The organism is Leifsonia xyli subsp. cynodontis DSM 46306 (genome assembly GCF_000470775.1).
Lineage (GTDB): Bacteria > Actinomycetota > Actinomycetes > Actinomycetales > Microbacteriaceae > Leifsonia > Leifsonia cynodontis.
In genome coordinates this window covers 1,643,833-1,669,980 of the sequence record NC_022438.1, presented here as the reverse complement: position 1 = coordinate 1,669,980, position 26,148 = coordinate 1,643,833, and the positions used below count along the sequence as shown (strand labels likewise).

At 71.1% G+C, this 26,148-nt stretch carries 23 protein-coding genes and 4 pseudogenes; 21 read left to right on the top strand and 6 right to left on the bottom strand.

The genetic code is table 11. The features are described 5' to 3' along the window. Positions 1–241: 241 nt before the first annotated feature. From O159_RS08010 to O159_RS07960, 11 genes are all read left to right on the top strand, one after another. Positions 242–1,357, top strand: coding sequence for a histidinol-phosphate transaminase (locus O159_RS08010; RefSeq protein WP_021755282.1), 1,116 nt, complete (start codon positions 242–244; stop codon positions 1,355–1,357). Further along, positions 1,354–1,956, top strand: a complete 603-nt coding sequence (gene hisB, locus O159_RS08005) for an imidazoleglycerol-phosphate dehydratase HisB (protein WP_021755281.1) — start codon at positions 1,354–1,356, stop codon at positions 1,954–1,956. The genes O159_RS08010 and hisB overlap by 4 nt, the downstream gene beginning before the upstream one ends. Continuing rightward, positions 1,953–2,585, top strand: coding sequence for an imidazole glycerol phosphate synthase subunit HisH (gene hisH / locus O159_RS08000; protein WP_021755280.1), 633 nt, complete (start codon positions 1,953–1,955; stop codon positions 2,583–2,585). Before hisB ends, hisH begins: the two co-directional genes overlap by 4 nt. A gap of 46 nt (positions 2,586–2,631) precedes the next feature. Further along, entirely contained in the window at positions 2,632–3,378 is a 747-nt protein-coding gene (priA, locus tag O159_RS07995; RefSeq protein WP_021755279.1) for a bifunctional 1-(5-phosphoribosyl)-5-((5-phosphoribosylamino)methylideneamino)imidazole-4-carboxamide isomerase/phosphoribosylanthranilate isomerase PriA, read from the top strand. Then, complete coding sequence (locus tag O159_RS07990; protein ID WP_021755277.1) at positions 3,362–4,219, top strand: SseB family protein; 858 nt, start codon at positions 3,362–3,364, stop codon at positions 4,217–4,219. Before priA ends, O159_RS07990 begins: the two co-directional genes overlap by 17 nt. Positions 4,220–4,265: 46 nt before the next feature. After that, entirely contained in the window at positions 4,266–4,472 is a 207-nt protein-coding gene (locus O159_RS07985; RefSeq protein WP_021755276.1) for an SCO4848 family membrane protein, read from the top strand. Between the two features lie 27 nt (positions 4,473–4,499). Further along, positions 4,500–5,066: an HhH-GPD-type base excision DNA repair protein gene (locus tag O159_RS07980; RefSeq protein WP_021755275.1), complete on the top strand. Its 567-nt coding sequence runs from the start codon at positions 4,500–4,502 to the stop codon at positions 5,064–5,066. 75 nt (positions 5,067–5,141) lie between these two features. Next, the gene (locus O159_RS07975) at positions 5,142–8,645 is read left to right on the top strand and encodes a TM0106 family RecB-like putative nuclease (RefSeq protein WP_021755274.1); all 3,504 of its coding nucleotides are present in this window, start codon (positions 5,142–5,144) and stop codon (positions 8,643–8,645) included. Between the two features lie 121 nt (positions 8,646–8,766). Further along, positions 8,767–9,723: a MetQ/NlpA family ABC transporter substrate-binding protein gene (locus tag O159_RS07970; RefSeq protein WP_021755273.1), complete on the top strand. Its 957-nt coding sequence runs from the start codon at positions 8,767–8,769 to the stop codon at positions 9,721–9,723. A gap of 4 nt (positions 9,724–9,727) precedes the next feature. After that, positions 9,728–10,750 carry a methionine ABC transporter ATP-binding protein gene (locus O159_RS07965; protein ID WP_021755272.1) on the top strand — a complete coding sequence of 341 codons (1,023 nt, stop codon included), beginning with the start codon at positions 9,728–9,730 and terminating at the stop codon, positions 10,748–10,750. 59 nt (positions 10,751–10,809) lie between these two features. After that, positions 10,810–11,409 (top strand): methionine ABC transporter permease, encoded by a 600-nt coding sequence (locus O159_RS07960; RefSeq protein ID WP_201766258.1) that lies wholly within the window; start codon positions 10,810–10,812, stop codon positions 11,407–11,409. Positions 11,410–11,460: 51 nt separating this feature from the next. On the opposite strand, the gene O159_RS07955 is transcribed toward O159_RS07960, so the two are convergent. The 4 genes and pseudogenes from O159_RS07955 to O159_RS07945 form a co-directional block, all read right to left on the bottom strand. Continuing rightward, positions 11,461–12,291, bottom strand: a complete 831-nt coding sequence (locus O159_RS07955) for an MFS transporter (RefSeq protein ID WP_330216815.1) — start codon at positions 12,289–12,291, stop codon at positions 11,461–11,463. Between the two features lie 77 nt (positions 12,292–12,368). After that, positions 12,369–12,683, bottom strand: a pseudogene (locus O159_RS16540) (MFS transporter); the annotation flags it as partial. 145 nt (positions 12,684–12,828) lie between these two features. Continuing rightward, complete coding sequence (locus O159_RS07950; RefSeq protein WP_021755269.1) at positions 12,829–13,272, bottom strand: hypothetical protein; 444 nt, start codon at positions 13,270–13,272, stop codon at positions 12,829–12,831. Between the two features lie 170 nt (positions 13,273–13,442). Beyond that, positions 13,443–15,808 (bottom strand): annotated as a pseudogene (locus O159_RS07945) (ATP-dependent DNA ligase). Between the two features lie 63 nt (positions 15,809–15,871). Between O159_RS07945 and ku the strand changes: the two are divergent. From ku to O159_RS07930, 3 genes and pseudogenes are all read left to right on the top strand, one after another. Continuing rightward, a pseudogene (ku, locus tag O159_RS07940) lies at positions 15,872–16,757 on the top strand (non-homologous end joining protein Ku). Beyond that, entirely contained in the window at positions 16,754–17,074 is a 321-nt protein-coding gene (locus O159_RS07935; protein ID WP_021755267.1) for an inosine-5-monophosphate dehydrogenase, read from the top strand. The pseudogene ku and the gene O159_RS07935 overlap by 4 nt, the downstream one beginning before the upstream one ends. A 180-nt stretch (positions 17,075–17,254) precedes the next feature. Next, positions 17,255–18,166, top strand: coding sequence for a sigma-70 family RNA polymerase sigma factor (locus O159_RS07930; protein ID WP_043993642.1), 912 nt, complete (start codon positions 17,255–17,257; stop codon positions 18,164–18,166). A gap of 324 nt (positions 18,167–18,490) precedes the next feature. Here O159_RS07930 and O159_RS07925 read toward each other — a convergent pair whose 3' ends face one another. Beyond that, on the bottom strand, positions 18,491–18,832 hold the full coding sequence (locus O159_RS07925) for a DUF7882 family protein (protein ID WP_021755265.1): 342 nt from the start codon (positions 18,830–18,832) through the stop codon (positions 18,491–18,493). 116 nt (positions 18,833–18,948) lie between these two features. On the opposite strand from O159_RS07925, the gene O159_RS07920 reads away from it, so the two are divergent. Next, entirely contained in the window at positions 18,949–20,439 is a 1,491-nt protein-coding gene (locus tag O159_RS07920) for an SDR family oxidoreductase (protein ID WP_021755264.1), read from the top strand. 144 nt (positions 20,440–20,583) lie between these two features. Here the strand turns inward: O159_RS07920 and O159_RS15720 are convergent. Beyond that, positions 20,584–20,667, bottom strand: a pseudogene (locus O159_RS15720) (MarR family winged helix-turn-helix transcriptional regulator); the annotation flags it as partial. Between the two features lie 318 nt (positions 20,668–20,985). On the opposite strand from O159_RS15720, the gene O159_RS07910 reads away from it, so the two are divergent. Genes O159_RS07910 through O159_RS07885 form a run of 6 tightly spaced genes read left to right on the top strand, consistent with a single transcriptional unit; the run spans position 20,986 to position 26,098 of the window. Further along, positions 20,986–22,101: a polyprenyl synthetase family protein gene (locus tag O159_RS07910; protein WP_021755262.1), complete on the top strand. Its 1,116-nt coding sequence runs from the start codon at positions 20,986–20,988 to the stop codon at positions 22,099–22,101. Next, positions 22,098–22,994 (top strand): phytoene/squalene synthase family protein, encoded by an 897-nt coding sequence (locus O159_RS07905; RefSeq protein WP_021755261.1) that lies wholly within the window; start codon positions 22,098–22,100, stop codon positions 22,992–22,994. Before O159_RS07910 ends, O159_RS07905 begins: the two co-directional genes overlap by 4 nt. Next, positions 22,991–24,580: a phytoene desaturase family protein gene (crtI, locus tag O159_RS07900; protein ID WP_021755259.1), complete on the top strand. Its 1,590-nt coding sequence runs from the start codon at positions 22,991–22,993 to the stop codon at positions 24,578–24,580. The genes O159_RS07905 and crtI overlap by 4 nt, the downstream gene beginning before the upstream one ends. Further along, positions 24,577–24,900: a lycopene cyclase domain-containing protein gene (locus tag O159_RS07895; protein ID WP_021755258.1), complete on the top strand. Its 324-nt coding sequence runs from the start codon at positions 24,577–24,579 to the stop codon at positions 24,898–24,900. Before crtI ends, O159_RS07895 begins: the two co-directional genes overlap by 4 nt. After that, positions 24,897–25,220 carry a lycopene cyclase domain-containing protein gene (locus O159_RS07890; RefSeq protein ID WP_021755257.1) on the top strand — a complete coding sequence of 108 codons (324 nt, stop codon included), beginning with the start codon at positions 24,897–24,899 and terminating at the stop codon, positions 25,218–25,220. The genes O159_RS07895 and O159_RS07890 overlap by 4 nt, the downstream gene beginning before the upstream one ends. Next, on the top strand, positions 25,217–26,098 hold the full coding sequence (locus O159_RS07885; protein WP_021755256.1) for a prenyltransferase: 882 nt from the start codon (positions 25,217–25,219) through the stop codon (positions 26,096–26,098). Before O159_RS07890 ends, O159_RS07885 begins: the two co-directional genes overlap by 4 nt. Positions 26,099–26,148: the final 50 nt, after the last annotated feature.

The window sequence follows — 26,148 nt, the reverse complement described above, 5'->3', positions numbered from 1 at the left end:
GCTCCGGCGGTCGCATTCCCTTTCGCCTCGACAGCCACCACTCGCCTCAACAGCCACAATGCGTTCAACGGTGCCTCTGACCGCTTCTCTGCGGTGAGGGACCCTGTCGTCCCCGTCGAAGACCGCTGACCCGGTCGGAACGAGGGTGACCGCCACCGTTCTGACGAGGGCGCGCCCTTCTCCGGGGCAGCGCAGCGTCACACGGCACGATCGCAGTCCTGGCGCTGGCTAGCATGAGAGGGTGACCTCTCTTTCCGATCTCCCTCTCCGCGATGACCTCCGAGGGCGGGTTCCGTACGGGGCGCCGCAGAAGGCGGTCCCGATCGCGTTGAACGTGAACGAGAACACGCATCGGGTGCCGGAGGGCGTCGCGGCGGAGATCGTCGCCCGAGTCTCTGCCGCCATCGGCGGGGTGAACCGGTACCCCGATCGGGAGTTCACCGAGCTGAGAGAGGCGTTCGCGCGCTACCTCGGGCACGGTCTCGCGGCCGGGAACATCTGGGCGGCGAACGGGTCGAACGAGGTGCTGCAGCACATCCTGCAAGCGTTCGGCGGTCCGGGACGCAGCCTGCTCGGGTTCGCGCCGACCTACTCGATGTACCCGTTGCTGGCGGCGGGGACAGGCACCGAGTGGGTCGCGGGAGTGCGCGACGCCGGGTTCGGGCTGTCGCCGGAGACGGCGGCGGCGCAGATCCGGCGTGCGGACCCGGACATCGTCGTCCTGTGCTCGCCGAACAACCCGACGGGAACACCGCTCGCGCTCGAGACCGTCGCGGCGGCGTACGAAGCGTCCCGCGGGATCGTGGTGGTGGACGAGGCCTACACGGAGTTCCTGCCGGACGGCGAGGCGTCCGCGCTCACGCTGCTGGAAGGGCGGCCGCGGCTGCTGGTGTCGCGGACGATGAGCAAGGCGTTCGCTTTCGCGGGCGCGCGCGTCGGCTACCTCGCCGCCGACCCGGCTGTGACGGACGCGCTGCGGCTCGTCCGGCTGCCCTACCACCTGTCCGCGATCACCCAGGCGGCGGCGCTCGGCGCGCTCGCGCACTCGGACGAGATGCTGGCGACGGTCGGCGAGATCCGGCGACAGCGCGATCGGCTGGTCGCGGAGCTCGCGCGTCTCGGCTACGCGCCGCACCGCAGTGGCAGCAACTTCGTGCTGTTCGGGAACGTCGCGGACCCGAAGGCCACCTTCGAGGCGCTGCTGGAGCGCGGCATCCTGATCCGGGATGTCGGCATCCCGAACCATCTGCGCGTCACCGCGGGCACGGAGGCGGAGACCACCGCCTTCCTGGAGGCGCTCGCGGCGCTCGGCCGGCCGGAACCGCTGGCCGCCGTCCCGGTAGGCTCGCAGCCATGACGAATCGGACGGCGTCCCTGCGGCGCGAGACCAGCGAGTCGGTCATCGAGCTGAGCCTCGACCTGGACGGGACGGGCGCATCCGAGATCCAGACCTCCGTGCCGTTCTACGACCATCTGCTCACGGCGTTCGCGAAGCATTCGCTGACGGATCTGCGCGTGCGGGCGAGCGGCGACACCGAGATCGACGTCCACCACACGGTCGAGGATGTCGGGATCGTGCTCGGGCAGGCGATCAGGCAAGCGCTCGGCGACAAAGCCGGTCTCTCACGCTACGGGGACGCGCTGGTTCCGCTGGACGAGGCGCTCGTCCAGGCGGCGGTCGATCTGTCAGGCCGCCCCTACCTCGTGCATGCGGGGGAGCCGGCCGGGTTCGAGTTCCACCTGATCGGAGGGCACTTCACCGGTTCGATGGTGCGGCACGTCTTCGAGGCGATCTCGTTCAACGCGGCGATCACCACACACGTCACTGTCGTGGGCGGGCGCGATCCGCACCATATCGCGGAGGCGGAGTTCAAGGCTTTCGCGCGCGCGTTCCGGCAGGCGAAGGCGTACGACCCGCTGGTCTCCGGCATCCCGTCGACGAAGGGCGCCCTGTGAGCCGTCCCGCCGTCGTCGTCTTCGAGTACGGCTCGGGCAATGTCCACTCGGCGGTCAAAGCGCTGGAAGCGGCCGGGGCGGATGTCGAACTCACCGGCGACCGGCGGCGCGCGCAAGAGGCCGATGGTCTGGTCGTGCCGGGCGTCGGCGCCTTCGCCGCGGTGGTCGATCGGCTTCGGGCCGCCCACGGCGACGAGATCATCGACCGGCGGCTGGCCGGCGGGCGTCCGGTGCTCGGGATCTGCGTCGGGATGCAGGTGATGTTCGAGCGCGGAACGGAGCACGGACAGGAGACCGAAGGGCTGGGCGAGTGGCCGGGCGCCGTCGAGCGCCTGCGTGCCGGGGTCGTGCCCCACATGGGCTGGAACACGGTGGAGGCGCCGGCGGACTCGGCGCTGTTCGACGGTATCCGCAATGAGCGGTTCTACTTCGTCCACTCCTATGCCGCACAGTACTGGACGCTGGAGGCGACCGGGCCGTTCCCGAAGCCGCGCGTCAGCTGGGCCGAGCACGGTTCGCGGTTCATCGCCGCGGTGGAGAACGGGCCGCTGAGCGCGACGCAGTTCCATCCGGAGAAGTCCGGCAGCGCCGGTCTCCGGCTGCTGGCCAACTGGATCGGGTCGCTGTAGCAGCCGACCCCTGTCCGCACGGTGCGGACCCGAACGAGGAAAGACAGTGAGCGAATTCAACAACAGGCCCCGGCTCGTCCTGCTCCCGGCGGTGGATGTGGCCGACGGAAAGGCCGTCCGGCTGACCCAGGGCGCCGCCGGCAGTGAGACCAGCTACGGCGATCCGGTGGACGCGGCCGCCGAATGGGCGGACGCGGGCGCGGAGTGGATCCACCTGGTGGATCTGGACGCCGCGTTCGGCCGCGGCGACAACCGCGGCCTGCTCAAGCAGGTCATCCGCCAGACGAAAGGGGTCAAGATCGAGCTCTCCGGCGGCATCCGCGACGACGATTCGCTGGAGCACGCGCTGGAGATCGGCGCGACCCGCGTCAACCTCGGCACGGCCGCGCTGGAGAACCCCGAGTGGGCGTCCCACGTGATCGGTCAGTACGGCGAGGCGATCGCCGTGGGCCTGGACGTGCGCGGGACGACGCTCGCCGCTCGCGGCTGGATCCGCGAGGGCGGCGACCTCTGGCAGGTCCTCGAGCGGCTGGAAGAGGCAGGCTGCGCCCGCTACGTCGTCACCGACGTCACGAAGGACGGCACGCTGAAGGGCCCGAACCTCGAGCTGCTCCGTCAGGTGGTGGAGCGCACTGAGCGCCCGGTGGTCGCCTCCGGCGGCATCGCGAGCCTGGACGACATCGCCGCGCTCCGCGAACTGGTCTCGCTCGGGGTGGAGGGCGCGATCGTGGGGAAGGCGCTCTACTCGGGCGCGTTCACGCTGCCCGAGGCACTGGATGTCGCGGGACACTGACGAGCCGGAGGAACGTCCGGCGGTGTCGAGGCCTACGGAGCGCCCCGCGCCGAGCGCGGCGGGCGCTGATCGGCTGGCCGGTTTCGCGGCCTCCCTCGCCGACTCGGCGGGTCAGCCGTGGGAGGGCCGGGAGTTCGGCGACAACCCCTACGCCGGCGACGACGGCGCCGCCCCGGCGGCCTTGCTCGGGGCGCTCGCCGCTTTCCGGGCCGGTGAGGTCGGGGCGGAGGCGGTGGTGGAGGCGGTGCGCGCCTCGCGTGTGCTCATCCCGCTGGTCGCCGAGCGGGGCGAGGAGGGCGAATCCGGCGCCGGGCTGGTCGTCGACAAGGCGCAGGAGCTGTCCATCGTGACCGTCGCCGGTCCGGACGGGCGGACGGTGCTCCCGGTGTTCTCGTCGGTGACGGCGATGCACACCTGGAATCCCGCGGCGCGTCCGGTGCCGGCGGCGGGTCCGCGGGCGGCGCTGGCGGCCGCTTCCGAGGGAACGGAGGTCGTGGTGCTCGACCCGGCCTCGGAGACGGAGTTCGCGCTGCGGCGGCCGGCCGTGTGGGCGCTCGCGCAGGGGCGTCCGTGGCTGCCGAGCCATCGGGACCCTGCCGTGGTCGAGGCGTTCCGCTCCTCCATCGGTTCTGAGCTGGGCGTGCTCGATGTGCGGCTCACGGCCGGAGACCCGGATCATCGGCTTCGCGCAGAGGAGCTCCTGGTCTTGCTGGAGCTGACCGGCGGGCTCACGCAGAAGGAGCTGGACGCTCTGCTCGCCCGGCTGGCGCAGCGCTGGGCGGCGGAGGCGATCGCGACGCGTGTGGACTCGCTGCGGGTGCGGCTCGCCTCCGGCGTCTAGTTGTAGCCGGCCCCCACCCGTCCCGCTCGTCTCAGTTGACGGGGCCATGATCGTGTTCGCTGCCGTCGTCCTCCTCAACGCCGGGTTCGCCGCCGTCGTGTGGCCGCGCTTCTTCACGCGGGTCCGGAAAGACGCCCGGGACGAGGCCGGGCGCTCGACCCCGTTCTTGGTGGCGCATGCCGTGTTGTTCGGTGTGGCGCTGCTGCTCGCTCTGCTCTCCGCGACGGCGGGTGCGCTGCTCCTGCTGGCATGACGCCCGCGCCGGTGGCAGCGTGAGGGCATGGCCCTGAACATCACCGGCGACGCGGACGCGGACGCCCTGCTCGACCAATCCCCGTTCGCGCTGCTTCTCGGAATGCTGCTCGACCAGCAGGTCCCGATGGAGACCGCGTTCTCCGGCCCCGCGAAGCTCCGTGACCGGCTCGGTTCGCTCGACCCTGCCGGAATCGCCGCTCTGGACCCGGACGAGCTGCTCGCCGCGATGAAGCAGCCACCGGCCGTCCACCGTTTCCCGGGGTCGATGGGCGCCCGGGTGCAGACACTCGCGGCGGCGATCGTGAGCGACTGGGAGGGGGACACTGCGGCCATCTGGACGAGCGGCGACCCCGATGGGGCTGAGGTGCTGCGGCGGCTGCGGGCGCTGCCGGGCTTCGGCGAGCAGAAGGCGAAGATCTTCCTCGCCCTGCTCGGCAAGCAGAGGGGCCTCGCCGCCCCGGGCTTGCGGGAGGCCGCCGGCGACTACGGGGCCGCGGGGCACCGGTCGGTGGCGGACATCGTGGATGCGGAGTCGCTGAGGAAAGTGCGGGAGCACAAGCGGGCGGCGAAAGCGGCGGCGAAAAAGGGGTGATCGCCGCCCTCGCCCGCTGTCGGTGGTCGCCGGTACGCTCGCAGGAGCGCCGGGCCGGTGCGGAAAGGGGGGCGCGTGTTCCTGCTCGACGGCGTCATCGTCACCAGTGCGAGCGACCTCACCGAGGCGTCGAGGTGTGAGTTCGCCTTCCTGCGCTCGCTGGATGTGAAGCTCGGGCGCCGGGAGAAGGCGGAGGAGGCCGAAGACCCGATGTACGTGCGGTCGGCGCGGCTGGGCGACGAGCACGAGCGGCGCATCCTGGAGCGCTATCGTGAACGGTTCGGCCCGGGTGTCGCCGAGATCGAACGGCCGGAGCGGCTGACCGCCGAGACGCTGGCGGAGGCGGTCGCGAACACGGCGGAGGCGTTCGAGCGCGAGGCGGAGATCGTGTTCCAGGCGACGTTCTTCGACGGGGGCTTCGTCGGGTTCGCCGACTTCGTGGCGCGGCTCCCCGATGGCCGCTACCGCGTGCAGGACTCGAAGCTGGCCCGCAGCGCGCGGGTCACGGCCCTGTTGCAGCTGGCCGCCTACGCCGAGCAGCTGCGGCGGACGGGTGTCGCGGTCGATGAGACCGTCGAGCTGCTGCTGGGCGACGGCTCGGTGAGCACGCACCGGCTCTCCGACATCGAGCCGGTGTACCGCAAGCGGCGTACACGGCTGCTCTCGATCGTCCGGGAACACGCCGCCGACGAGGGATCGGTGGCCTGGGGAGACCCCCGGTTCGCGGTCTGCGGGCGCTGCGGCGCCTGCGACGCGGAGATCCAGGCGACCCGGGATGTGCTGCTCGTCGCGGGGATGCGCATCGCGCACCGCGAGCACCTGATCGCGGCCGGACTCCCCACGATTGACGCGCTCGCCGTCGCGGAGGGGCCGGTCGACGGCATCCCGGAGGGCACGCTGTCCGGGTTCCGCGAGCAGGCCCGGCTCCAACTGAGGGCGGAGCCGGGGGCGCCACCGCCCATCCGGGTCTTCAACGCGCCCGTGCTCGCCGTGCTGCCGCATCCCGACGAGGGCGATCTCTTCTTCGATTTCGAGGGCGATCCGTTGTACACCGAAGGGACGGGGGAGCGGTGGGGGCTCGACTATCTGTTCGGCACCGTGGATGCCGAAGCCCGGTTCACCGCGTTCTGGGCCCATGACTTCGCGGCGGAGCGGGTGGCGCTGGAAGAGTTCCTCGCGTATGTGCGGGAGCGCCGGAAGCGGAATCCCGGACTGCACATCTACCACTACGCGGCCTACGAGCAGACCCACCTGCTGTCGATCGCCGCGCGGCACGGTGTGGGCGAGGAGGAGGTCGACGCCCTGCTGCGGGAGGGTGTGCTGGTCGACCTCTACCCGCTCGTGCGCAAAGCCGTGCGGGTCGGGTCGCGGTCGTACTCGATCAAGAAGCTCGAGCCGCTGTACATGGGCGGCGAACTGCGCGAGAGCGAGGTCACCACCGGAGCGGACTCGATCGCGGAGTACGCGAACGCCCGGGATCTACTCGCGCTCGGCCGCACGGAGGAGGCGCAGCCGCTCCTCGACGCGCTCGCCGACTACAACCGCTACGACTGCGTCTCGACGCTCCGGCTGCGGGACTGGCTGATCGAGCGCGCCCGTGAGAACGGCGTCCCGATCGGGGCAGCGCCGATGGAGGAGCCGGAGCCCGCGCCGGACGAGTCGCCGCTCCGGGCCGGGCTGCTGGCGTTCGCGGGGGACCCGCTCGACCCCCACCGGTCGGGCGACCGTGAGGCGATGGCGCTCGCGGCCGCGGCCATCGACTTCCACCGACGCGAGCGGAAGAGCTTCTGGCAGGCCCACTTCGCCCGGCTCATCCAGCCGATCGACGAGTGGGCGGACACGCGTGATCTGCTGGTCGTGGAGACCGCGCGCGTGCTGCGCGACTGGTACGCGGACGAGGGGCAGCGTGTGGAGCGCCGCGATCTGCTGCTCAGCGGGCAGTGGGGTGCGGGCAGCGCGGTGCGGGTCTCCGAGCGTGCCGGGCCGACGCTGCTCTACGAGTATCCGGGGCCGTTCCGGCAGCCGCGGGCGCAGCCGGGCGCGCGGACGGCGCGGACGGTCGCGGTGATCGAGGCGCGCGACGATGGATCGGTCGTCGTGCGCGAGACACGGCCGGCGGACGTTCCGCCGTATGCGGCGCTGCCGAGCGCGCTCGCACCGGCTCCGCCGCCGGACGCGCGCCGGCTGGCCGAGGCGGTGCGCGAGTGGGGGACACAGCTGCTCATCGCCCGGAACCATCGAACCTGGCCGGCGCAGGCGGCGGTCGATCTGCTGCGGCGGACCCCGCCGCGGACCCGGAGCGGAGGGCTTGCGCCGGAAGCCGGCGGGGATGCCGGCGGAGAGGGCGATCGGCGCATCGAGGCCGTTGTGGCGAGCCTGCTCGACCTGGACCGGTCCTATCTGGCGGTGCAGGGCCCGCCGGGAACGGGGAAGTCCTCGCTCGGAGCGCGGGTGATCGCGCGGCTGGTCGCCGAGCGTGGCTGGCGGATCGGGGTGGTGGCGCAGTCGCACGCCGTGGTCGAGAACCTGCTGGACCGTGTGGTGGCGGCCGGACTGGACGCCGGGCTGGTGGGGAAGACCCCGTCGGCGTCGGCGCGCGGGGCGGCGTCTCGCGCACCGGCTTTCACCGTGCTCCCCGCCGACGGACAGCTCGCTTTCGCCGAGGAGCGCGCGGCGAGCGGGTACGTGCTCGGCGGCACCGCGTGGGACTTCGCGAACGCGGCTCGGGTGCCCCGGGGGTCGCTCGACCTGCTCGTGATCGACGAGGCGGGGCAGTTCTCGCTCGCTTCGACGATCGCGGTGGGGATGGCGGCCCGGAGCCTGCTGCTGCTCGGGGACCCGCAACAGCTGCCGCAGGTGAGCCAGGGACGGCATCCCGAGCCGATCGACGGCTCCGCTCTCGGGCGGGTGAGCGCGGGGCACGAAGTGCTGCCGCCGGAATACGGCTACTTCCTGGCGGAGACACGGCGGATGCGGCCTGAGCTGGCGCGCGCGGTCTCGGTCCTGTCGTATGAGGGCCGGCTGCGGGCGCACCCGGCTGCGCGGGAGCGGCAGCTCCACGGGGTCGAACCGGGGCTGCATCCCGTCGCGGTCCGGCACACCGGGAACGCGACCGCGTCGCCCGAGGAGGCGGCGGTCGTGGCGGATCTGATCAGGGGGCTCATCGGGCGGTCGTGGACGGACGCGGGGGCCGGGCGGCACGATGACCCGCTCGGCGAGGCGGATGTGATCGTCGTGACACCCTACAACGCGCAACTCGCGGAAGTGAGAGCGGCTGTGGACGCGGCCGGATTCGCCGGAGTCCGGGTGGGGACGGTGGACAAGTTCCAGGGGCAGGAAGCGGCGGTCGCGATCGTGTCGCTGGCGGCGTCTTCGGCGGCGGAGGCGCCGCGGGGGATGTCGTTCCTGCTCATGAAGAACCGGCTGAACGTCGCCGTCTCGCGCGCGAAATGGGCCGCGTACCTCGTCCACTCGCCCGAGCTGACCGAGTTCCTGCCGACGACGCCGGCCGGGGTCGGTGACCTGAGCGCGTTCATCCGCCTGGTTGAGGGCGGGACGGCCGCAGGGCCCTCCGGCTGACAGACCCCTCCACGTCACATTTCGGAACCCGTCTTGACCACCTCCCTCCGTCTTGGGAAGCTCGAAGGGCCGCCAAACCGCACGCCGGCATCCCTCACCCCTTCACGAGAGAGGCATAGCCATGTCTGACGCCGCCCCGCCCACTCCGACGCCGCCCGCGCTTCCGGAGAAGCCGAAGGGCTCGAAGACCGGCTGGTTCGTCGGAGCCGGCATCGTCGTCGTCGCGGCGATCGTGGCCGTCGTGCTCGTCGTCGTCAACGGGGCCGGTTCCTCGAACGCGGCGGGCTCGACGGTGACAGTGAGGATCGGGACGACGGAGCAGGCGGCTCCCTACTGGCCCATCCTGAAGAAGAAGGCCGCGGAGAACGGCATCGACCTTCAGGTGGTCGGGTTCCGCGACTACACGCAGGCGAACCCGGCGCTCGCGAACGGCCAGCTCGATCTGAACCTGTTCCAGCACCTGCAGTTCCTCGCGAACTACGATGTGCAGTCCGCCCAGAACCTCGTCCCGCTTGCGTCCACGCTGGTCGTGCCGCTCCCGCTGTACTCGAAGAAGTACGCCTCGGTGGACGCCATTCCGCGCGGCAGCGAGGTCGCCATCCCGAACGACCCGACCAACCAGGCGCGGGCGCTCCTTGTGTTGCAGAAGGCCGGCCTGCTCACCCTGAAGGGCGGTGGCAGCACCCTCGCGACGCCAGCGGACATCGCCGCCGCCGCCTCCACGGTCACGGTGACGCCGGTGGACGCCGCCCAGACCGCCCCGGCGCTGGATTCGGCCGCTGCCGCGATCGTTAACAACAACTTCGCCCTCACGGCGGGTCTCGACCCCAAGAAGGTGCTCTTCCAGGACGACCCCGCGAGCGAGACCGCCGAGCCGTACATCAACGCGTTCGTCGTCCGCGCCGCCGACAAGGACAACAAGACCTACCTCAAGGTCGCCGAGCTGTACCACACCAAGGCGGTGCAGGACGCAGTGCTCGCCGAGTCGAAGAACACCGCTGTCATCGTGCAGAAGCCGCAATCGCAGCTCATCGCGATCCTCGACCGGCTCAAGAAGTCCATCGAGGCGGCGAAGTAGTTCCGTGGCGGCGCATATCGAGTTCCGTGGCGTCACCAAGAGCTTCGGTTCCGGTGACACGCCCGCCGCGCTGGACGGTGTCGATCTGACGATCGACCGCGGCGAGATCTTCGGCATCATCGGGTACTCGGGGGCGGGGAAGAGCACGCTGGTGCGGCTCATCAACGCCCTCGAACACCCCTCCTCCGGCTCTGTGGTCGTGGACGGACGCGACCTCACCGCTCTGCGCGAGCGCGAGCTGCGCGGTGTGCGGGCGGGTATCGGGATGATCTTCCAGCAGTTCAATCTGTTCCGCTCCCGCACGGTGTTCGGCAACATCGCCTATCCGCTGAAGGTCGCGGGCTGGCCGGCGGACAAGCGCAAGCAGCGCGTCGCCGAGCTGCTCGCGTTCGTCGGGCTGACAGAGAAGGCGTGGGCCTACCCCGACCAGCTTTCGGGTGGGCAGAAGCAGCGCGTCGGGATCGCCCGCGCGCTGGCGACGAACCCCGGCATCCTGCTCGCCGACGAGGCCACCAGTGCGCTCGACCCGGAGACGACGGCGGATGTGCTCGGCCTGCTGAAGCGGGTGAACGCGGAGTTGGGCGTCACGATCGTGGTCATCACGCACGAGATGGAGGTGGTCCGCTCGATCGCGGACCGCGTGGCCGTCCTCGAGGCGGGGCGCGTCATCGAGACCGGAACAGTGTTCGAGGTGTTCTCGAACCCGCAGACGACGACCGCTCGGCGTTTCGTCGGCACTGTGCTCCGCAACCAGCCCGGGGCGGCGGACGTGGAGCGTCTGCGCGGCAAGCATTCCGGCCGGATCGTGTCGGCGCGCGTCCAGGACGACGGCCGGCTCGGCTCGGTGCTCTCCGATGCGCTGGGCCGGCACGGTGTGCGGTTCGAGATCGTCTACGGTGGGATCTCCGCTCTGCAAGGCCGCTCGTTCGGCAGCCTCACGCTCGAGCTGATCGGCGAGCCCGCCGATGTGGACGCCCTGATCGCCGACCTCCGCGGCGTCACCGAGGTCGAGGAGGTCGCGGCGTGAACGACGACTGGACGACGCTGCTGCCGGTCTACGGGACCTCGATCGTCCAGACCCTGTGGATGGTCGTGGCGACGCTCCTGCTCGGCGGTGTCCTGGGCCTCGCGCTCGGCGTCCTGCTGTACACCACCCGGCCCGGCGGGCTGCTGGCGAACCGGGGGCTGTCGACCGCGCTCAATATCGTGGTCAACTTCGTCCGGCCGATCCCGTTCATCATCTTCATGACGGCCGTCGCGCCGCTCACGCAGCTGGTGCTCGGGACTTTCCTCGGGACGCCCGCGGCGATCTTCCCGATGACGATCGCGGCGACGTTCGGGATCTCCCGGATCGTGGAGCAGAACCTCGTGACCATCGACCCCGGTGTGATCGAGGCGGCGCGGGCGATGGGGTCCGGCCCGTGGCGGATCATCGCGACGCTGCTGATCCCCGAAGCGCTCGGGCCGCTCATCCTGGGCTACACCTTCGTCTTCGTCGCGATCGTGGACCTGTCGGCTGTGGCGGGCAGTCTGGGCGGCGGCGGACTCGGGGACTTCGCCATCCAGTACGGCTACCAGCGCTACAACTGGGTGGTCACCTGGGTCGCGGTGCTGACGATCGTGGTGCTGGTGCAGCTGGCGCAGTTCCTCGGGAACGGGCTGGCGCGGAAGGCTCTGCGGCGCTGATCCGGGCTGGCCGAGGCCGGCGGCGCATCGGTGCGCTGACCGGCCCGCTCGTCATGGCGTCGGACGCAGCGCATCGTAGCTGCGGAACCCGCGCTGCACGCGCACGACGGTCGCGACCAGCACGATGACGACCAGCCCGCCGAGCAGGGGCGGGAACCACAGCGCGCCGGTCAGCGCGAGCACGCCGATGTACAGATCGCCCAGCCGGGGCCCGCCGGTCACGACGACCGTGAAAACGCCCTGCAGCCGGCCGCGCATCGCATCCGGCGCGGAGGCTTGCAGGATCGTCATCCGGAAGATCGCGCTCACATTGTCGGCGGCGCCCGAGGCCGCGAGCAGCAGGGCCGCGAGGACCAGGGCGGGGAGGTTGGCCTCCGTGATCGACGCCCCCTCGCCCTGTGCGCCGGTCAGCGCGACGACGGCCAGCACGATGCCGAACCCGAGGATGGCGGCGCCGTAGGCGACGATCGCCCGCTCGACCGCCCGGCCCTGCCAGCGCACCTGGCCGAGGCGGCCGGAGAACACGCTCGAGACGAGCGTCCCCACCGCGCCGGCGGCGGTCAGGAGCCCGACTGTCACGGGTCCGCCGCCGATGAGCAGCGCGCCGACGGCGGGGAAGAGGGCGCGTGGCTGGCCGAAGGTCATGGCGATGACATCGAGCACGAAGGTCATGCCGAGGTTCGGCGCTGTGCGGAGGAACCGCAGACCCTCGAGCACCGAGGCGAGACCGGCGCTCTGTCTCTCGCCCTCCGGGACGATCGCCGGGAGGGTGAGGATGCCGAGGAAGGCCGCGGTGAAGAGCAGAACATCCACCGTGTAGGTCCACGGGATGCCGACGCTCGCGACCAAGAGGCCGGCGAGGGCGGGCCCCACGGTGACCATGACGCCCATGCTGATGCCGTTTTCAGCGCGCTCGCCGCGGGCAGCAGTCGGGCCGGGAGCAGCCGCGGCGTGATGGCCTGCCGGGTGCTGCCGATCATCACCGTCGCGACCGCGTTGATCGTGGTGAGGAGGTAGAGCGGCCAGACCTCCTGGATGCCGAGCCAGGCGAAGATCGCGATCCCGGCGGTGGACGCCCAGGCCGCGACCGCGGTCACGAGGGCGACTTTGCGACGGTCGAAGGCGTTCGCGAGCACGCCGCCGTAGAGCCCGAACACGATCATCGGCAGCAGTGCGAACAGAGCGACCAGCGAGACGGCGAGCGTCGAGTGCGTGAGGTCGTAGATGTGCAGGCCGACCGCGACGACGGTCATCTGGCCGCCGACACCGGCGATGGCGCCGCCCAGCCAGAGGCGGGCGAACGCGGGCGGCTCCCTCAGCGGCGCGAGATCGGCGAAGTGCCGCGGTGCGCCAGCGTCGTCTCGCCGGGCTCCTCCGGGAGAGAGGTTCCGGGCTCTGTGCTCGGTCGGGTTTCCGGGTTCAGAAGCGCGGCTTCGTGCTGAGCGCCACGGCTGCGGTGGAGAACACGACGCCCGCGAGCATGACGGTGATGGTGGCCGCCTGCATCACGACCTGCCAGAACGGGGCGAACGGGATGATGGAGACCCAAAGCCAGAGGATCGCGCCGATCAGCGTGATCACGTAGCTGAAGGTCCCGCGTGCGTACAGCGCGTTCAGCGCGACGACGGTGCCCGCGACGGAGGTCTGGAACAGCGGCAGAGCCGAGTCCGGGTGGCCGCTCCAGGTGGCGATCAGGCTCCAGACGCCGAACGCCAGCGTGACCAGGACCACGAGGGCCGCCAGCAGGTTCCCGACCGCTTTCGGAAGGCTCGCGCTGAGGCTCCGGACGAGGCTGCCGTGCTCGTCGTCGGCGACGGCCGGTTCGGCGGCGGACGTGGTCTGTGCGGTCAGGTGCGTGCTCACGAGGATGATCCTACCGCTGCTCGCGGCCCGGGTCTCCCGCCGTGCGGAAAGGGAGGAAGATGTGGCGGAAACCGGTGAAGAGGCGAGGAAGGGAGGAGATTCGGGGCTGGGACGATGACGATGTCCTCCGTTTTCGGCGAGGGGGGCGAGGGGCGAGGGGGCGCGGGGCGTCACCCCTCCCGTACCACCTCGTCTGCGCTTTTGTCCGCGCGCAGTCCGCGCCACGACGGCTGCCGCAGCCGGCCCGTGCCCGTCCACTCCGCGAACTCGACCTCGCCGACGAGTTCGGGACGCACCCAATGGGCTGCGCGCGTGTCCGCGACCGGGACGCCTTCCAGCGGCGACGTTTTGCGCGGGCGGGCCGCGAGGCGCGCGGCGAGGTCGTTCAGCGTCCTGTCGGTGAAACCGGTGCCGACTTTGCCCACGTAGCGCAGTCTGTCCCCGTCCGGAACGCCGAGGAGGAGCGCGCCGAGCGTGTTCGCGCGGTGGCCGGTCCCGGACGTCCAGCCCCCGATGACGACTTCCTGCGTGCGGTGGTGCTTGATCTTGATCCAGCTGCCGGAGCGGCGGCCGGCAGCATAGGGAGAGTCGCGCTGGTTGGCCACCACGCCTTCGAGGCCGAGCTCGCGGGAGAAGGCGATGGCGTGCTCCAGGTCTCCGGCGAAGGCACGCGGCACTTGGATGGCGTCGCCGGGCCGCGGGCGCAGCGCCCGGTCGAGGGCGGCGCGGCGGAGGTCGTACTCCTCACGGCGCAGGTCGTCGCCGTCGAACTCCAGCAGATCGAAGGCGAAGTAGTGCGCAGGCGCGCGCTGGGCCGCGGCTTCCACCTCGGGCGGGCGGGTCAGGCCCATCTGGGTCTGGATCAGCCTGAAGTCGGGCCGGCCCTGCCCGGTGAGCGCGACGATCTCGCCGTCGACGATCAGGTCGTGTCCGTCCGCGAGTGCCGTGAGCCCGGCGAGGTCCGCATAGGCGACGGTGACGTCGTTGCCGTTCCGGGTGGTGAGGCGGAGCCGGCCGTCGCGGACGGCGGCGAGGGCTCGGATGCCATCCCACTTCAGCTCGAACGCCCACGCGGCCTCGTCGCGCACATCGCGTGCGGAGCCGAGCGTGGCGAGCATGGGAGAGACCGGCTTCGGCTGTTCTCGCTTCATCAGGTTGATCAGCCAGTTCTTCCCGTTCCCCTCCCCGTCCCGGCCGGTCCGGATGAGGGCGAATGTCCGCGGCTCGCCGCCGAGACCGCCATCGGGCGCTCCGGTGAGCGTCGCGATCACCTCGTCGTCGCGCCACCTCTCGAGCGTGTACTCGCCGTGGTCCCAGACGCTGACGTGCCCGGCCCCGTACTCGCCCTTCGGGATGTCGCCGGCGAACGTCCCGTACTCGAGCGGGTGATCCTCGACCTGCACGGCGAGACGGTTCCGCCGCGGGTCGGTCGGCGGGCCCTTCGGCAGCGCCCAGCTGACGAGCACGCCGTCGTGCTCAAGGCGGAAGTCCCAGTGCAGCCGGCGGCGTGGTGCTCTTGGATGACGAACGAGCGGCCGTCCGCCGCGTCCGGACGGTCCTCGGGGACCGGCTCGGGCGTCTTGGCCGCGTCCCGCATCGACCGGTAGGCGCGGAGGCGGTCGGAGCCCGCCGCGATGGTGTCCCCGTCCGACAGGCGTGCGAGCGGGTCGCCGTGCCGCCGCATGCGTTCCAGCACGTCCGTGTAGTCGAGCTGCCGCAGCCCTTTCGACGCGAGCTCGCGCCAGGTGCGCGGCGCCGCGACCGTGGGCCGGAAGCGTCCGCGCAGCGAGTATAGGGCGATCGTCGTCTTCGCGCCGTTGTTCTGGCTCCAGTCCACGAACACCTTGCCGGCCCGCAGCGCTCTCTTCATGCCGCTCACGACGAGGTCGGGATGGTCGGCCTCCAGCGCTCGCGCCAGCTCGTGCGCCACCGCCGAGACCTGCTCGCTCGTCTGCGATCCGTCGAGCGGCGTGCACAGGTGAATGCCCTTCGACCCGCTGGTGACCGGGAACGGGTCGAGCCCCATATCGCCCAGGATGGCGTGCGCCAGCCGCGCGACCTCGGCGCAGTCGGCGAGCGTGACGCCCTCGCCCGGGTCGAGGTCGAGGACGAGACGGTCCGGGTTCTGCCTCCGGTCTCCGCGGCCCACCCGCCACTGCGGCACATGCAGCTCGAGTGCGGCGATCTGCGCGAGCCAGACGAAGGTGGCCCGGTCGTTCGCCAGCGGGTATGTGCTCTGGCTCGTCTTGTGCGCGATCGTCCGCTGGGCCACCCAGGACGGTGTGGATTTCGCGTCCAGGTTCTTCTGGAAGAACGCCTCGCCGGGACGTCCCGGCGTCCCGGTCCCATGCACCCAGCGCTTGCGGGTCGCGATGCGGTCGCGCACATGCGGGATCATCGCCTCGGCGATGGCGCTGTAGTACCCGATGACATCGGCTTTCGTGGTCCCGGTCTCGGGATACAGCACTTTGTCGAGGTTGGTGAGCGTCAGCCGGCGACCGTCGATCGAGACGGTCTCGGTGTCCTCGGCAGCCATACGCTCACGGTACGCTCCGATTGCCCGTTGATAATCGCCGGATTCGCGGACACCATGTGCGCAATGAGGGCCATTTGGACAGGCGCCATCACCTTCGGGCTGGTCAATGTGCCGGTGAAGGTCTACAGCGCGACGGAGGACCACGATGTCCCCCTCCACCAGGTACACGCCGCTGACGGCGGGCGCATCCGGTATCAGCGGCGGTGCGAGATCGACGGGAAGGCCATCCCGTACGAGAACATCGCCAGGGCGTACGACGACGGCGAGCGTATGATCGTCCTCACGCCGGAGGACCTGGCATCGCTCCCCGCCGAGCGCAGCCGGGAGATCGACGTGGTGGAGTTCGTGCCGGACGAGCAGCTCGACCCGCTTCTGTTCGACCGCAGCTACTACCTGGAGCCGGACTCCCGCTCGGTCAAAGCCTACGCGCTGCTGCGGAAGACGCTCGAGGACGGGGACCGCACCGCGATCGTGACCGTCGCACTCCGGCAGAAGACCCGCCTGGGCGCCCTCCGCGTCCGTGGGAATCTGCTCGTGCTTGCAGACGCTGCTCTGGCACGACGAGATCAGGGAGGCGTCGTTCCCGTCGCTGGAGACGGCTCCGCCGATCACCGAGCGCGAGCTGGCCCTCTCCTCGGCGCTGATGGAGAGCTTCGTGGGCGACTTCCAGCCGGAGACGTTCACGGACGAGTACCAGGAGGAGTTGCGGAAGCTCATCGCCGCGAAGATCGAGCGGGGCGAGAGCGTGGGTGCCGCGGAGACCTTCGGCGGGGAAGCCTCGCCGGCGAAGGCGGGCGGCGGCGAGGTCATCGACCTGATGGAGGCGCTCCAGCGCAGCGTCGAGCGCAGCCGGAGGAAGACGTCGTCGGCGAAACCGGCCGCCGAGAAGCCGGCCGCTGGGAAGAACGCGGCCACGGCCTCCGCGAAGAAGACGAGGAAGCCCGCATGACCCGGTTGCGCCGTAGCGATCCGTCCGGCCCGGGATACAGTCGCCGCACCGGCGCGAAGGGTCCTGTCTACGCGGACGCAGCCGGCAACCCGATCGCGGACGGGCGGGAACTCGAGCGCATCCGTTCCCTCGTCATCCCGCCTGCCTGGGTGGACGTGTGGATCTCGCCGGACGCGCGCGGCCACATCCAGGCCGTCGGCATGGACCAAGCCGGCCGACGTCAGTACCTCTACCACGAGTCGTGGCGGCTGCACCAGGACAGACTCAAATTCGAGCGGGCTGCGCAGCTCGCAGAGACGCTGCCGGCCGCCGGGTGACGATGGATCTGCGGGCGGAGGGTTTCGGGCGCGATCGCATCCTCGCCGCGGCCTTTGGAGTTGCTCGGATAGCGAGCTTCCAGCCACCTGTCAACCCCTTGTCCGGACACGAGGCGATCTGCTTACCGTTGCTTAACTAATCGGGGCAGAATACCGCTGCACGACGTGAGGGGTGACACGATGACAGTGCTCGAAGTGACGAATGATCCGGTCCGCGACTACCTCAATTCGATCGGACGGACACGCCTGCTGACCGCGGAAGACGAGGTCTCGCTCGCCAAGCGGATCGAAGTCGGCGTTCTCGCGGGGGAGCGTCTTGCCACACGGCCGGGGCTCTCCCCGCGGGAGAAGCGCGAACTGTACTCCCTCTCCGACGACGGCAAACGCGCTTTCGAGCGGTTCATCGGGGCCAATCTGCGCCTGGTCGTCAGCATCGCCAAACGCTACGCCGGACGCGGGCTGGCCGTGATGGACCTCATCCAGGAGGGCAACCTGGGCCTGGTGCGCGCGGTCGAGAAGTTCGACTACCGCACCGGGAACAAGTTCTCGACCTATGCGACCTGGTGGATTCGCCAGTCCATCCTGCGTGGTATCGCCGACACGGCTCGTGTGATCCGCATCCCGGTTCACACCGTGGAGAAGATCGACAAGCTGGACCGCATTCGCCGCGACCTCGGCGGCGAGCTGGGCCGGACGCCGACTCTGGAAGAGATCGCGGATGCCGCCAGCCTGACCCCGGCCGAGGTCCACAAGCTGCAGATGAGCGATTCGGAGACCGTCTCGCTCGCTGTCCCGGTCGGGGAGAACGAGGGCGCCGAGCTCGGCGATCTCATCGAGGACGGCGACGCCCCCGGCCCCTCTGAGCGCGTCGAGGTCGAGTTCCGTCACCGGGACCTGGAGGAGCGCCTGCGCGAGTTGCCGCTGCGCGACGCCAAAGTGGTGCGTATGCGCTTCGGTCTCGACGGGCGCAAGCCGATGACCCTGGACGAGGTCGGCGCGGTCTACGGCATCACCCGCGAGCGCGTCCGTCAGTTGGAGACCCGAAGCCTCAAGCGGTTGCGCTCCCCGGAACTGCTCGAATATCTGCGGTGACCCGCGCGGAGGAGCGGCGGCCCCGGATGCCGTGTCGGCGTCCGGCCTCGCTTCTCCTCGGCGGTCAGCCGAGGGCGGGATTCTCGTGCTCGGCCGCGGCCTGGTCGACCGGGCCGCCGCCGGGCTGCTCCCCGGGCGCCGCCTGTTCCGCGCCGGGCGCGGCGTGAGCGGTGCGGTGCGGCGTCAGCGGGGGAGGCGGCCGGCTCCGCCATCGCTGCGGCCGGGGCCGGCTCTTCTGCTCCTCTGGTCATGGCGTGCCTCGCTTCCTGCCATGATTTCGCCCAACACTAGGCTCACTCGCGCGGCGGTTCAAGGCCGCCGGTGTCAGTGTCCGGGAGGGGAGTCCGCGCTCACTTCATCGGCTCCCAGCGCCCCGATCTCCTCGGTGAGCTGGAGGCCCTGTGCGCTGTTCGACGACAGGGTGAGGGCCTCGAGCCAAGCTTTGTTGATGCTGGGCTGCCGGCCTCCGCTGTACCGGAAGAGCAACGGGATGGCCGGGTCGACCCAGATGGCGCTCCGGCTGTCGCCGACGCTCTGCTCGTCCCGCCAGGAGAAGAAGAAGCCCTCCTTGCGGCGCAGCTTCAGGCCGATCACGATCTGGAGGTGCGCGAGGACGCGGTCCTCGAAGCCGATCTCCAGGGTTCCCGCGTAAATGAGCTTGCCCATGCGCAAACGGTACCCGACTCCCGATCGAATACATGCATTCGGTCCATTCGGTCCATCCGGTCCGGGACAGGCCCCGGCGGCTCGTCAGGTGGGCTCTCCGGGCGTATGGTCGCCGCATGACTCCGCAGCGCGTGCTCGTGACCGGCGCCACCGGCTACATCGGCGGCCGGCTCGTCCCCCGTCTCCTTGAGCAGGGGTGTACCGTCCGGGTCCTCGTGCGCTCGCCGCAGAAGCTCACCGATGTACCCTGGGCGCCCCGGGTCGAGGTCGTCCCCGGCGACCTCGGCGACTCCGCTTCCGTTGCCGCAGCGGTGCGCGATGTGGATGTCGTCCACTACCTCGTGCATGCCATGCGCGTCCGTGGCGATTTCGAGGCCGAGGAGTCCGCCGTCGCCCGGACGGTCGCGGACGCTGCGCGCGCCGCCGACGTCCGCCGGATCGTCTACCTCGGCGCCCTGCACCCCGAGGGTCCGCTCTCGCGCCACCTGCGCTCGCGGGTGGAGGTGGGCCGCATCCTGCTCGGGTCCGGCGTGCCGACGGCGGTGCTGCAGGCCGGTGTCGTGATCGGCTCGGGCTCGGCATCGTTCGAGATGATCCGGCACCTGACCGAGGTGCTGCCGTACATGCCTGCGCCACGCTGGGTGCGCAACCGCATTCAGCCGATCGCGGTGCGCGATGTGCTGCACTATCTGGCCGCCGCCGCCGAACTGCCGCCGGAGGTCTCGCGCGCTTTCGACATCGGCGGTCCCGATATCCTGCGCTACGGCCAGATGATGAACGGCTACGCGGTCGAGGCCGGGCTGCCCCAGCGTCCGATCGCCGCGCTTCCGGTGTTCACCCCCTGGCTCGCTTCGCAGTGGGTGAACCTCGTGACGCCCATCCCACGGAGCCTCGCCGTTCCGATCATCGAGTCTTTGCAGTATGACTGCGTCGCCCGCGAGCGCGACATCGACGAGCTCATTCCCCCGCCCGCCGGCGGTCTGACCGGCTACCGCCGCGCTGTGCGTCTCGCCCTCGCCCGGATGCGCGCCGGGACTGTCGAGACCAGCTGGCAGGACGAGTCGGTCGCCGGCGCCCCCAGCGACCCGCTCCCGAGCGACCCGGACTGGGCGGGCCACACAGTCTTCGCCGATCTGCGCGAGCGCGACAGCGCGGCCTCTCCGGAGAGAGTCTGGCGGGTGATCGAGGGGATCGGCGGCGATCGCGGCTGGTACTCTTTCCCGCTGGCCTGGGCGCTGCGCGGCTGGACGGACAAACTCGCCGGGGGAGTGGGCTTGCGGCGCGGACGCCGGGACGCCGACCGGCTCCAGACCGGCGATGCGCTCGACTGGTGGCGCGTCGAGCGTCTGGTGCGCGGTTCGCACCTGCGCCTGCGCGCGGAGATGCGCGTTCCCGGCCGCGCCTGGCTGGAACTGCGCGTCGAGCCGCGGGAGGGCGGCTCGCGCTACCGTCAGCGCGCGGTCTTCTTCCCGCGGGGACTCGCCGGCCGGCTCTACTGGCTGGCGATCCTTCCCTTCCACGGCATCGTCTTCAGCGGGATGGCGAACCGCATCGTTGTGGAGGCGGAGCACCCCGCCCCGGTCACTCCGTCGGAGGGGCGGCGATGACCACGGTGGCGGCGAGGTCGCCGAGGAAGCGTGTGACGATCTCGCGCACCTCTCCCGGTGTGTCTCGGGGGCGATCTCCACCGTCACCGCTCGGCGATCGGTCGGATGCGGCCTCCGCCCGACGTGGCCGGCCCGCTCCAGACGGTCGAGGAGTTTGGTGGTGGACGCGGTGGAGATGCGGAGGTGTTCGGCCAGCGCTCCCGCGGTGACCGCCACCTCCGTGTTCATCGACGCGATGATGTATCGGAGCGCTTTCATATCGTTCTCGTTGAGCCGGAGCGCGCTGCGGGATTCCCGGCTCAGCCGCTGTTCGGCCTCGTGCCACTGGCGGATCGCCTCGAGCAGCCGCAGGATCTGGGAGAGTTCCTCGTCGGCGAGGCCGTCATCCCGGGCCGACTCCTGCCGCGGATTCAGGACGAGGGGGTCGATCATCGAGCCGGGGAGGCGCCTGGCGTCGTCCTTCGAGGGCATGCGCACATCCTAATTCCCGTCGATGAGAAGCATGCTACGTTGTTTTCTACCGTGGCTAGGCACAGGGAGGCGCCGATGACGCAGCTGCACTCCGCGACGACCCAGGCTCCCCCACCGCCGTCCGATCCGCAGGCATCGGGCATCGACGCCGACCTTGTCGCCGTTGATGCCGCGCTCGCCGCTTTCTTCGCCGAGCGCTCGGCCGCCGCCGCTGACTTCGGCCACTCCTACCGCCGGCTCTGGGAGAGTGCTCGCGACGCGGCGGAGGGCGGCAAGCGGTTGCGTCCCCGGTTCCTGCTGAGCGCCTTCCACGGGCTCGGCGCTCCCGATGATCGGCGTGAGGACGCGATCCGCACCGCGGTGGCGTTCGAACTCCTGCACACCGCATTTCTGCTGCACGACGACCTCATCGACGGCGACACGGTCCGCCGTGGACGTCCGAACGTCGCTGGCGAGTTCAGCGCCGACGCCCTGTTCCGTGGAGCCGATGCGCCCCTTGCGGCGGCCTGGGGCGAATCGGCCGCTCTCCTCGCCGGCGATCTCCTGCTGCACGCGGCGAGCGACCAGCTCGCGCGTCTCGACGCACCGGCCGGTGTCCGCTCCCGGCTTCTGGACGCCCTGGATCGCGCGGTGTTCGTCACGGCCGCCGGAGAGCTCGCGGATGTCGGGCTCGCCACCGGGATGACGGCCCGCGGCATCCCGGACGTGCTCGCCATGACCGAGCAGAAGACGGCCGCCTACTCGGTCTCGGGCCCCCTCGCCGCCGGTGCGCTGCTCGCCGGGGCGAGCGGCGCGCTTCTCGACGCCCTGACCCACTACGGTCGCCTGGTCGGCGTCGCCTTCCAGCTCGGCGACGACCTGCTCGGTGTGTTCGGCCGGCCTGCTGTCACGGGCAAGAGCATCGTCAGCGACCTGCGCGAAGGGAAAGAGACCTCCCTCATCGCCTTCGCGCGCGGAACGGCGGTCTGGCCCGAGCTGGGCGCCGCGCTCGGCCGCCGCGATCTGGACGCCGTGACGGCCGTCCGGCTCGCCTCCCTGCTCCAGGAGTGCGGCGCCCGTGGCTTCGTCGAGCGGCTCCTCGCGGAGAACGTCGAAGCCGCCATCGCTGCGGTCGGCTCCCCGGCCGTCCCCGACGCGCTCGCCTCGGAGCTCACCGCTGTCGCCCGCAGCTGCGTCGGGAGGGTCGTATGACCCGCACCGAGACCGCCGCTGCGTCGGGGCCGCCGACCGATCTGGCGCTCTACACGCGGGCTGCGCACGAATCCGCGGCCACGATCATCCGCCAGTACTCGACCTCTTTCGGGATGGCGACCCGCCTGCTCGCGCCAACGGTCCGCCCCCGGGTCGAAGACGTGTACGCGCTGGTCCGCATCGCCGACGAGATCGTGGACGGCGCTGCCGCCGAGGCCGGTCTCGACCTCGCCGACCAGCGCGCGCTGCTCGACGCCCTCGAAGCCGACACCGAGCTCGCGATGCGCACCGGCTACAGCGCCAACCTCGTCGTCCACTCGTTCGCGGTCACCGCCCGGGAGAGCGGAATCGGGGTGGCGCTGACCCGGCCGTTCTTCGCCTCCATGCGCCGCGACCTCAGTCCTGTCGATTTCACCGCCGATGAGCTGCGCGAGTATGTGTACGGCTCGGCCGAGGTGGTCGGCCTGATGTGCCTCGCCGTCTTCCTCGCCGATTCGCCCGTCCCCGACGACCGGCGGCGGGGGCTGGAGGCGGGCGCGCGCCGCCTGGGCGCGGCCTTCCAGAAGATCAACTTCCTCCGCGATCTCGCCGCGGACTACGCCGGGCTCGGCCGCAGCTACTTCCCGGGAATCGACCCCGCCCGCCTCACCGAGCGCCAGAAACTCGCCCTGGTCGTGGACATCGACGGCGACCTCGGGGCGGCGGCCGACGCCATCCTGGAGCTGCCGGGCAACTGCCGGCGCGCCATCGCTGCGGCGCACGCGCTGTTCTCCGAGCTGAGCGACCGCATCCGTGCGACACCGGCCCGCGATCTGCTCGTGCGGCGTGTGAGCGTGCCGATGCGCACCAAGCTTGCCATTCTGCTCCGCGCGTCAGCGGGGACCCTCCGGTGACCGCTCCCCGTGCGGTCGTCATCGGCGGCGGCATCGCGGGCCTCGCGACCGCCGCGCTCCTCGCGCGCGACGGGCGCCCGGTCACTCTGCTCGAGCAGCACGGGACGCTCGGGGGTCGCGCCGGACGGTGGGAGACGGCCGGCTTCCGCTTCGACACCGGTCCGTCCTGGTATCTCATGCCGGAGGTCTTCGACCACTTCTTCCGTCTGCTCGGCACGTCGGCCGCGGAACAGCTCGATCTCGTGACGCTGGACCCGGGCTATCGCGTCTTCGCCGAGGACGGCCGGCCTCCGCTCGACATCCGCGCCGCGGGAGCCGCCAACCGAGTCCTGTTCGAGAGCGTCGAGCCGGGCGCTGGGGCTGCGCTCGACCGCTATCTCGCCGGGGCGCGCGAAACCTACGGGCTGGCCGTCGACCGCTTCCTCTACAGCACGTTCGCCTCCGTCCGGCCCCTGCTGAGCCGTGAGGTGCTGGCCCGCACCGGCCGGCTCGCCCGGCTTCTGCTCGAACCTCTCGACCGCTACGCGGCCCGCTCCGTCCACGACACTGTGCTCCGCCAGATCCTCGGCTACCCCGCCGTCTTCCTCGGCACTTCGCCGGACCGCGCTCCGAGCCTGTACCATCTCATGAGCCACCTCGACCTGGACGACGGCGTCCGCTACCCCGTCGGCGGCTTCGCCGCGCTCATCGACCGCATCGTCGCGCTCACCCGGGCCGCTGGGGCCGAGCTCGTGACGGACGCGCGGGTCACCGGCATCCGCACCGGTGTGGGTGGCCGGCGCACGAGCGTCGCCGGTGTGGACTGGGTGGATGCCGAGGGCCGGTCCCAGCACGCGCGCGCCGACATCGTGGTCTCCGCCGTCGATCGCCACCACACCGAGACAGAGCTCCTCCCACCGGCGCTGCGCCGCCCGGACAGCGAGTGGAAGCGTCGCGACCCCGGACCGGGCGCGGTCCTGGCGATGCTCGGCGTCCGCGGCGAGCTGCCGCAGCTGACCCACCACAACCTTTTCTTCACCACCGACTGGGAAGCGAACTTCGAGCGTGTCTTCGGCGCCGATCGCGGCATCCCGGACCCGGCCTCGCTCTACGTCTGCAAGCCGAGCGCCACCGACCCGGGGGTCGCGCCGCTCGGCCACGAGAACCTCTTCGTGCTCGTCCCGGTGCCCGCGGACACCTCGATCGGCTCGGGCGGCACCGACGGCGGCGGGGACCGGCTGGTCGAGCGCACCGCGGATGCGGCGATCGCGCAGGTCGCCGCCTGGGCGGGCGTCCCCGATCTCGCCGACAGGGTCGTCATGCGCCGCACGGTCGGGCCCGGGGACTTCGCCGCCGACGTCAACGCCTGGAGCGGCGGCGCCCTCGGCCCCGCCCATACGCTGCGGCAGAGCGCCTTCCTCCGCCCGGGCAACGCCTCGCGCCGGGTCCGCGGGCTGTTCTTCGCCGGCGCGACCACGATTCCGGGCATCGGCCTGCCGATGTGCCTCATCAGCGCCGAACTCGCCGTCAAGCGCCTCCGTGGCGACACCTCCGCCGGTCCGCTGGCCGAGCCGCTGGCGCCCGCGCGGGCGGAGCCGGTGCGGTGAGCGTCGTCTACCTCGCCTGCCTGCTGGTCGCGCTGGCCGCGATGGTCCTGCTCGATGTCCGGTTCAGGCTGGTGTTCTGGCGGGCCGGCCGGCGAGCCGTCCTCGTCCTCGTCCTCGGCGTCCTCTTCTTCCTCGCCTGGGACGCCGCGGGCATCGTCCTCGGCGTGTTCGCCCGCGGCGAGTCCCGCTTCATGACCGGTGCCGAGCTTGCCCCCGAACTCCCGGTCGAGGAAGTGTTCTTCCTCGCCTTCCTCTGTTATCTAACTCTCATTCTGCTGTTGGGGACGCGCGCCCTCCTCGACCGCCGGAGCCCGGGATGATGTACGTCCTGCTCAGTCTGGCCTTCCTCGCCGTGGCTGCGATCGTGCTCTTCCTCGCTCTCGCGACCGCTCCCGATCGCCGGGACCTGCTGCGCCGCTGGGCCGCGCCGGTCGCCGTCGCCGGTGTCGCCCTGCTGGTCCTCACGGCGGTCTTCGACAACCTGATGATCGCCGCCGGGCTGGTGACCTACGCCAATGCCACCCTGTCTGGTGTCCGCGTCGGCTCCGTCCCGATCGAGGATTTCGCCTATCCGCTGGCCGGCCTGCTCCTGCTGCCCGCCCTGTGGCTGCTCCTGCGCCCGAAGGGGGACCGCGCGTGACCGTCGCCGCACCGCCGCCGTTCCGCCAGCTGTTCATCGCCTCCCGGCCGCTCAGCTGGATCAATACCGCTTACCCCTTCGCCGCCGCCTACCTCCTCGCGGCGCGCGAGGTGGACGCTGTCTTCATCGTCGGCACGCTCTTCTTCCTCATCCCGTACAACCTCACGATGTACGGGGCGAACGACGTCTTCGACTACGCCTCCGATCTGCGCAATCCGCGCAAGGGCGGCGTCGAAGGCGCTTTGCTCGACCCGGGGACGCACCGCAGGACGCTCTTCGCGGCGGCGGCCACGAGCCTTCCCTTCCTCGTCGTCCTGGTGCTCGCCGGTCCGCCGCTCTCCGGGGCGGTGCTCGCGGGCAGTCTGTTCTTCGCGCTGGCCTACTCGGTCAAGGGTCTGCGTTTCAAAGAGGTGCCCTTCCTCGACTCGGCGACGTCGAGCATCCACTTCGTCAGCCCCGCGCTGTACGGCCTGGCGCTCGCCGGCGCGACCGTCACCCCGGGGCTGTGGCTGGTGCTCCTGGCCTTCTTTCTGTGGGGCGTCGGCAGCCACGCGTTCGGCGCGGTCCAGGATGTGGTGCCGGATCGCGAGGCCGGCATCGCCTCGGTCGCCACCGTCCTCGGCGCCGCCCGCACCGTCCGGCTCGCGATCGCGGCCTGGGCGCTCGCCGCGCTCGTCGCGCTCGCGATCCCGTGGCCCGGCCCGCTCGCCGCTGTGCTGGCGCTCCCGTACATCCTGGTCGCCGCGCCGTTCTGGTCCGTTCCGGACGATCGCGCGAGCTTCGCCAACCGAGGCTGGCGGCGTTTCCTCAGGATCAACTACGCGTGCGGCTTCTTGCTCACCCTGCTGTTGATCGGGTACGCGCTCCACTCGGTGTAGTGCCCGGGGCGCTGGCGAGGTCCGCTCTGTTGCGAGCGGACCCTGTGTAT

Coding starts and splice junctions, on each gene's coding strand:
- O159_RS07980 (WP_021755275.1), top strand. CDS start 4,500: ATGGCCCTGAACATCACCGGCGACGCGGACGCGGACGCCCTGCTCGAC.
- O159_RS07985 (WP_021755276.1), top strand. CDS start 4,266: ATGATCGTGTTCGCTGCCGTCGTCCTCCTCAACGCCGGGTTCGCCGCC.
- O159_RS07955 (WP_330216815.1), bottom strand. CDS start 12,291: ATGGTCACCGTGGGGCCCGCCCTCGCCGGCCTCTTGGTCGCGAGCGTC.
- O159_RS07935 (WP_021755267.1), top strand. CDS start 16,754: ATGACCCGGTTGCGCCGTAGCGATCCGTCCGGCCCGGGATACAGTCGC.
- O159_RS07970 (WP_021755273.1), top strand. CDS start 8,767: ATGTCTGACGCCGCCCCGCCCACTCCGACGCCGCCCGCGCTTCCGGAG.
- O159_RS07990 (WP_021755277.1), top strand. CDS start 3,362: ATGTCGCGGGACACTGACGAGCCGGAGGAACGTCCGGCGGTGTCGAGG.
- O159_RS07910 (WP_021755262.1), top strand. CDS start 20,986: ATGACGCAGCTGCACTCCGCGACGACCCAGGCTCCCCCACCGCCGTCC.
- O159_RS07960 (WP_201766258.1), top strand. CDS start 10,810: ATGGTCGTGGCGACGCTCCTGCTCGGCGGTGTCCTGGGCCTCGCGCTC.
- O159_RS07920 (WP_021755264.1), top strand. CDS start 18,949: ATGACTCCGCAGCGCGTGCTCGTGACCGGCGCCACCGGCTACATCGGC.
- O159_RS07890 (WP_021755257.1), top strand. CDS start 24,897: ATGATGTACGTCCTGCTCAGTCTGGCCTTCCTCGCCGTGGCTGCGATC.
- hisB (WP_021755281.1), top strand. CDS start 1,354: ATGACGAATCGGACGGCGTCCCTGCGGCGCGAGACCAGCGAGTCGGTC.
- O159_RS07930 (WP_043993642.1), top strand. CDS start 17,255: ATGACAGTGCTCGAAGTGACGAATGATCCGGTCCGCGACTACCTCAAT.
- O159_RS07925 (WP_021755265.1), bottom strand. CDS start 18,832: ATGGGCAAGCTCATTTACGCGGGAACCCTGGAGATCGGCTTCGAGGAC.
- O159_RS07905 (WP_021755261.1), top strand. CDS start 22,098: ATGACCCGCACCGAGACCGCCGCTGCGTCGGGGCCGCCGACCGATCTG.